6 protein-coding genes are annotated in these 6,380 nt (G+C 72.0%); all 6 read right to left on the bottom strand.

Annotation, left to right across the window (positions count from 1 at the left end; translation table 11 throughout):
- Window positions 1-51 precede the first annotated feature (51 nt).
- On the bottom strand, window positions 52-780 hold the full coding sequence (locus LN042_RS36335; RefSeq protein WP_230055741.1) for a DUF3159 domain-containing protein: 729 nt from the start codon (window positions 778-780) through the stop codon (window positions 52-54).
- Window positions 777-1,184, bottom strand: a complete 408-nt coding sequence (locus LN042_RS36330) for an OB-fold nucleic acid binding domain-containing protein (RefSeq protein ID WP_230055740.1) — start codon at window positions 1,182-1,184, stop codon at window positions 777-779. The genes LN042_RS36335 and LN042_RS36330 overlap by 4 nt, the downstream gene beginning before the upstream one ends.
- Window positions 1,185-1,262: 78 nt before the next feature.
- A complete protein-coding gene (locus tag LN042_RS36325) occupies window positions 1,263-1,943 on the bottom strand; it encodes a response regulator (RefSeq protein WP_230055739.1) in 681 nt (226 codons plus the stop codon).
- A complete protein-coding gene (locus LN042_RS36320; protein WP_230055738.1) occupies window positions 1,940-4,540 on the bottom strand; it encodes an ATP-binding protein in 2,601 nt (866 codons plus the stop codon). Before LN042_RS36320 ends, LN042_RS36325 begins: the two co-directional genes overlap by 4 nt.
- 230 nt (window positions 4,541-4,770) lie before the next feature.
- A complete protein-coding gene (locus LN042_RS36315) occupies window positions 4,771-5,355 on the bottom strand; it encodes an LppU/SCO3897 family protein (RefSeq protein ID WP_230055737.1) in 585 nt (194 codons plus the stop codon).
- 167 nt (window positions 5,356-5,522) lie between these two features.
- Window positions 5,523-6,188, bottom strand: a complete 666-nt coding sequence (locus LN042_RS36310; RefSeq protein WP_230055742.1) for an ABC transporter ATP-binding protein — start codon at window positions 6,186-6,188, stop codon at window positions 5,523-5,525.
- Window positions 6,189-6,380: the final 192 nt, after the last annotated feature.

Raw genomic sequence — 6,380 nt, 5'->3', positions numbered from 1 at the left:
CAGACCGGCCCGCCCCCTGCGACAAGGGGGGCGGGCCCACCACGGCTGTGCTCAGTCCTCGTCCGGGACCTCGGCCTTGATCGGCGGCGGGGCCGTCAGCAGGATCCGCCAGGTGACGTACATCGCCAGCAGCATCGGCGGGATGCCCAGTGCCACCTTGAGCCAGCCCAGCAGGTTGACGTCCCCGGTGAAGTACAGCGGGAAGAGGATCACCGGCTTGAGGCCCATGATCACCACCCAGGCCCAGGTGGCCTTGGTGTAGGCCTTGAGCCGGCCGGGGTTCTGGGTCCGCCAGGTGAACATCTCACCGGTCACCGGGCCCAGGGTCAGCCCGATCAGCGGCCAGCGGACCAGCGCCGAGAGCGCCAGGCCCGCGCAGTAGGCGACGTTCCAGAGCAGCCCCGGCAGGTAGAAGTCCTGCGCCTTGCCGGTGTGGGTGGCGATCCAGGCGCCGATGGCCACTCCGAAGACGCCGCTGAAGGCGTGCTGGATGGTCTCCCGGCGCAGCAGCCGGATCACCACGAAGAGCCCGCTCAGGCCGAGCGCGGCGTAGGCGGCGTGGCCGACCTGGTGGGTGAGGTTGTAGGTGACGATGAAGGCCAGGCCCGGCAGCGTCATGTCGATCATGCCGCGGACGCCGCCGAAGGCCTGGATGACGGTGTCGGCCGCCTCCTTGGCCTGCGCCTGCTCGCGCGCGGCGATCTGCTCCGGGGTCTCCGGCTGGTGGTCAGCGATCAAGGCGGGCGAGGCGGCGTGGTCGCCGCCGAGCGGGTCGGTCACTGGCTTTCGCTCCCCTGTCCCACCGGACGAAGCTCGTAACGAGGGTTAAACAGCACGCGGCGCCCGCGTGCGTGGCTGATCCGACCGCTGGCGCTGAGCCGGCGGCCCGGTTCGATGCCCGCGATCGTGTGCCGCCCGAGCCAGACCACGTCCAGCGCGTCGGTGCCGTCGAAGAGCTCGGCCTCCAGTGCGGGCACCCCGGCCCGCGGGCGCAGCGTGACGGTGCGCAGGGTGCCGGAGACGGTGACCACCTCGCGGTCGCCCGCCTCGGCGATCGGCGTGAAGCCCGCCACCACCACGTCCTGGCGCAGCTCCTCGGCCTGGAGCTCCTCCGGGCTGGTGGTGAGCCGGGAGAACATCCGGCGCAGTCGGCCCCGCGGCTGGTCGCCGCTGTTACCAGTCATGCGGGAAGGGTACCGGCTACCATCCCTCGAACGGAGCGGTCGAACAGCCCGCGCCACGGCCCGGAGCCGGCTCGGGACTCAGGGTTCGAAGCGGTAACCCATGCCCGCCTCGGTGATGAAGTGGCGCGGGTGCGAAGGGTCGGCCTCCAGCTTGCGGCGCAGCTGGGCGAGGTAAACCCGCAGGTAGTTGGTCTCCGTGCGGTACGCCGGGCCCCACACCTCCTGGAGCAGCTGGGTCTGGCTGACCAGCCGGCCGGCGTTGCGCACGAGCACCTCCAGCAGGTGCCACTCGGTGGGGGTGAGCCGGACGTCCGTGCCCCCCTTGTTCACCTTCTTGGCGGCCAGGTCGACCGTGAAGGCGTCGGTGGTGACCAGCGAGTCGTCCTCCCCGGCGACCGGCTCGGCGCGGCGCACCGCGGCCCGCATCCGGGCGAGCAGCTCGTCCATTCCGAACGGCTTGGTGACGTAGTCGTCGGCGCCCGCGTCCAGCGCCTCGACCTTCTCGTCGGAGGCGTGCCGGGCCGACAGCACGATGATCGGCACCCGGGTCCAGCCGCGCAGGCCCTTGATCACCTCGACGCCGTCCATGTCCGGCAGGCCGAGGTCGAGCACCACCACGTCGGGGTGCCGGACGGCCGCCAGCTCCAGCGCGGCGGCGCCGTCATGGGCCGCGTCGACCTCGTACTTGCGGGCCTTGAGGTTGATCACCAGGGCGCGGACGATCTGCGGTTCGTCGTCCACGACGAGGACCCGGGTCATGCGTGCTCCGCCTTTCGGGGGGCCAGGGAGGTCAGGGGTTCGAGGCCGTTCGACCGTTCGGGCGGCCGCTCCACGGCGGGCAGCGAGACCACCATGGTGAGACCGCCGCCGGGGGTGTCCTCGGCGGTGATGGTGCCGCCCATCGACTCGACGAAGCCGCGGGCCACCGCCAGACCGAGGCCCACCCCGGCGCCGCGGGGCGCGTCCCCGTAGCGCTGGAACGGCGCGAAGATCTTCTCCCTGGCCTCCTCGGGCACTCCCGGCCCGCGGTCGACCACCCGCAGTTCGACCGTCGCACCGGTGGCGCGCGGGGGCTCCAGGGCGTCGGCCCGGACCAGTACCTTGACGCCCGGCGGGCTGTACTTCACGGCGTTCTCGATCAGGTTGGCCAGCGCCCGCTCCAGCAGACCGGCGTCCGCGGAGACCATCGGGACCGTCTCCGGGACCTCCAGCTGCACCGACTCCAGCGGCACCCCGCCGAGCGCGATGGGCACCACCTCGTCCAGGTCCACCTCCTGGATCAGCGGGGTGACCGTGCCGGTCTGCAGCCGGCTCATGTCCAGCAGGTTGTTGATCAGGTGGTCCAACCGGTCGGCGCCGGCCTCGATCCCGGCCAGCAGCTCCGCCTCGTCGGCCTCGCTCCACTCGACGTCCTCGGCGCGCAGCGAGGAGACCGCGGCCTTGATCCCGGCCAGCGGGGTGCGCAGGTCGTGCGAGACGGCGGCCAGCAGCGCGGTGCGGATCCGGTTGCCCTCGGCCTGGCGCCGGGCGGCGGCGGCCTCCCGGGCCAGTTGCTCGCGTTCGGCCAGCACCGCGGCCTGGGCGGCGAAGGCCCCGAGCAGCCGCCGGTCCGAGGCCGGCAGCACCCGACCGCAGAGCACCAGGCTCAGGGTCTTGCCGGCGGGGACGTCCACCTCGCCGTCCTCCGGGTGCTCGGGCGGGTTCGGGCCGGTCGCCGCGATGGCGTGCCAGGGGTCGAACTCGTGCCGTCGCTCCAGCAAGGCGACCGAATCCACCTGGAAGGTCTCCCGCACCTGGTCCAGCAGCGCCTTGAGCATCCCGTCCCCCGAGGGCGAGCCGCCGCGCAGCACGGTGCCGGCCAGCGTGCTCAGGGTCTGCGCCTCGGCCTGGGCACGGGCCGCCTCGTGGGTGCGTCGGGCTCCCATGTCCACCACCGTGGCCACCGCGATGCTCACCGCGGCGAATACCCCCACCGCCAGGATGTTCTGCGGGTCGGAGATGGTCAGCCGGTGGATCGGCGGGGTGAAGTAGTAGTTCAGCGCGGTGGAGCTGACCAGCGCCGAGGCGATCGCCGGGAACAGCCCGCCGATCAGCGCCGCGCAGATGGTCACCGAGAAGAACAGCAGCATGTCGGTGGGCAGCGCGGTGTCGTTCAGATGGGTGAGCAGCACCGCCAGCAGCGGTGGGCCGGCCACCCCGATCAGCCAGCCGGCCACCGCCCGCGGCCGGCCGAGGTCGGTCACCTTGCGGATCGGGACCCGGCCGTGCCCGTGCGCGGCCTGCTCGTGGGTGACGATGTGCACGTCGATGTCGCCGGAGTCGCGGGCCACCGTGGAGCCGACGCCCGGGCCGTAGACGTACTGCCAGGCCTTGCGGCGGCTGGAACCCAGCACGATCTGGGTGGCGTTGACACCGCGGGCGAACTCCAGCAGCGCGGGCGCCGGGTCGTCGCCCAGCACCGTGTGGAAGGTGCCGCCCAGGCTCTCCACCAGGGCCCGCTGCTCGATCAGCGCCTGCGGGGAGCCGCCCCTGACCAGACCGTCGGAGCGCGAGATGTGCACCGCCAGCAGTTCGCTGCCGGAGCCCTTGGCGGCGATCCGGGCGGCGCGGCGGATCAGCGTGGCGCCCTCCGGGCCACCGGTCAGGCCGACCACGATCCGTTCCCGGGCCTGCCAGGTGCTGTCTATGCCCTGCTCGGCCCGGTACCGCTGGAGGTACTCGTCCACCCGGTCGGCGGTCCACAGCAGCGCCAGTTCGCGCAGCGCGGTCAGGTTGCCGGGGCGGAAGTAGTTGGACAGCGCCGCGTCGATCTTCTCCGGCGTGTAGACGTTGCCGTGGGCCAGCCGGCGGCGCAGCGCCTGCGGGGACATGTCGACCAGCTCGATCTGGTCGGCCCGGCGTACCACCTCGTCGGGCACCGTCTCGCGCTGTCGCACACCGGTGATGCCCTCCACCGCGTCGCCCAGCGACTCCAGGTGCTGGATGTTGACGGTGGATATCACGTCGATGCCGGCTGCCAACAGCTCCTCGACGTCCTGCCAGCGCTTGGCGTGGCGGCAGCCGGGCACGTTGGTGTGGGCCAGCTCGTCGACCAGTGCCACCTGCGGGCGCCGGGCCAGCAGCGCGTCCAGGTCCAGCTCGGTGAACTCGGCGCCGCGGTGCTCCACCACGCGGCGGGGTACCGCCTCCAGGCCGTGCAGCAGCTCGGCGGTGTTCGCGCGGCCGTGGGTCTCGACGAACCCGACCACGACGTCGGTGCCGCGGGACGCCCGGCGATGGGCCTCGCAGAGCATCGCGTACGTCTTCCCCACCCCGGGGGCCGCCCCGAGGTAGATCCGCAGCCTTCCGCGTGCCATGCGTCCCATTCTTGATCGAGCCCGGTCCGGGGACCAGCCCCGGACATCTGTTCGCGCTGTCGAGACTACGGGCTAAGGCGCTCGCCGCCTTCGATCAGGCTGGTCAGAGGGCAGATTTAGCGGCATCTTGACGGGGTGTGGCAGTCGCCGAAGGGTGGAAACAAGGCTGCCGGGCCGCCTCGATCGGACGGCCCGGCAGGGGTGCGGAGCGGTGGACGCTCCTGCAGCTGCTACGACTTCAGGAAGTGCAGGCAGAGGGTGAAGTCGTCGGAGCCCTGCTTCTGCGTGTAGTACCCGTCCGCGTCCGGGTACTTCTTGCAGGTCATGTCGGGGAGCAGGGTGCCCGGCTCCTTAGCGACGATCTTGGCGTCGGCGTTGGGGTCGGTGCAGGAGACGGTCACCACGTCCGGGTTGCGGTCCTCCGCGCCGGCCGTCGGGCTCCCGTTCTTGTTGTGCACGCAGTCACCGACCTTGGCGTAGCTCGGGTCGTTCTTGTTGAGGAACAAGAGGACCCCGCCGGCCACCGCCAGGACGACCAGGGACACGATGATCCTCAGCGCCCTCTTGCCGCCCGAGCGGCGCGTGGGCTGGACGTTGTACCCGCCGTAGGCCGGCTGCTGGGCGTAGCCCTGGGGCGGCTGGCCGTACGGCTGCTGCTGTGCATAACCGGGCTGCGGCTGGGCATAGCCCTGTTGGACCGGGGCGCCGTAGCCCGGCTGCTGCGGCGGGGCACCGTAGGCGCCCTGCGGCGGGCCGTAGTACCCACCGCCTTGCGGCGGCGGGTACTGCCCCTGGGGTGGCGGCGGAGTGGACAAGCGATTCCCCCGAACGAGGTGCGGTCAACTGGGCGGCCGCCGAACGCGGCCGAAGCCGCGACCCTATCGGTGGCGGCGTGTCAGCCGAAAGCCGGTACCGGCCGGACCGACAGGGCTTCACCGAACGGTGGCCTAACCGTGATCGCTCGTCAGCCCGCGACGGGCCGTCAGTCCACGATCTGGCCGTCCCTCAACTCGACCACCCGGTCCGAGAGCTCCATCAGCTGCGGGTCGTGGGTCGCGACCAGCACCGTGACGCCCTCGCTTCCGACCACCGCGCGCAGCAGCTGCATCACCGAGCGGCCGGTCTCCGAATCCAGTTGGCCGGTGGGCTCGTCAGCGATGATCAGCGCCGGGTCGTTGGCCAGCGCCCGGGCGATCGCCACCCGCTGCTGCTGACCGCCGGACAGCTCGGTGGGCCGCTGCTCGGCATGGTCGGCCAGGCCCACCAGTGCCAACAGGGTGCGCACCCGTTCCTCGCGCTGGGCGGCCGGCACCTTGCGCAGCCGCATCGGCACCCCGACGTTCTCGGCGGCGCTGAGGATCGGGATCAGTCCGAAGGACTGGAAGACGAAACCGATCCGGTCGCGACGCATCGTCAGCCGATCGGTCTCGTCCAGGGCGGCCAGATCGGTGCCGTCCAGCACGATCCGGCCGGAGCTCGGGGCGTCCAGTCCCCCGACCAGGTTGAGCAGCGTGGTCTTGCCGGAGCCCGACCGGCCGCGCAGCGCGGTGAGCTCCCCGCGTCGGGCGGTGAACGACACGCCTCGCAGCGCGTGCACGGCGGTGGCACCGGCGCCGAAGCTTCGCCAGACGTCCTGGACCTCGACCATCGGCGCGAGCGTGGTGGCGGCCACGGCCGCACCCTCCTGCTGGGTCACTGCTCAGTCCCCCTCCTGACGCTCCACCAGACGGGTAAGGCGGCCGGCGCGTCATCCGTGATCAGTACGGTAACCCGCGGGCATCGGTGGGGGACAGGGTCGCGCGCGACACGGAGCCACAACGCGAAGAAGCCCCGACGGGTG

It is taken from the genome of Kitasatospora humi (assembly GCF_020907985.1).
Taxonomy (GTDB): domain Bacteria; phylum Actinomycetota; class Actinomycetes; order Streptomycetales; family Streptomycetaceae; genus Kitasatospora; species Kitasatospora humi.
This window is presented reverse-complemented; position numbering and strand designations above follow the sequence as displayed.

Excerpts from the sequence above, each read along its gene's own strand:
- LN042_RS36330 (WP_230055740.1), bottom strand. The coding sequence starts at position 1,184 with ATGACTGGTAACAGCGGCGACCAGCCGCGGGGCCGACTGCGCCGGATG.
- LN042_RS36325 (WP_230055739.1), bottom strand. The coding sequence starts at position 1,943 with ATGACCCGGGTCCTCGTCGTGGACGACGAACCGCAGATCGTCCGCGCC.
- LN042_RS36320 (WP_230055738.1), bottom strand. The coding sequence starts at position 4,540 with ATGGCACGCGGAAGGCTGCGGATCTACCTCGGGGCGGCCCCCGGGGTG.
- LN042_RS36310 (WP_230055742.1), bottom strand. The coding sequence starts at position 6,188 with ATGGTCGAGGTCCAGGACGTCTGGCGAAGCTTCGGCGCCGGTGCCACC.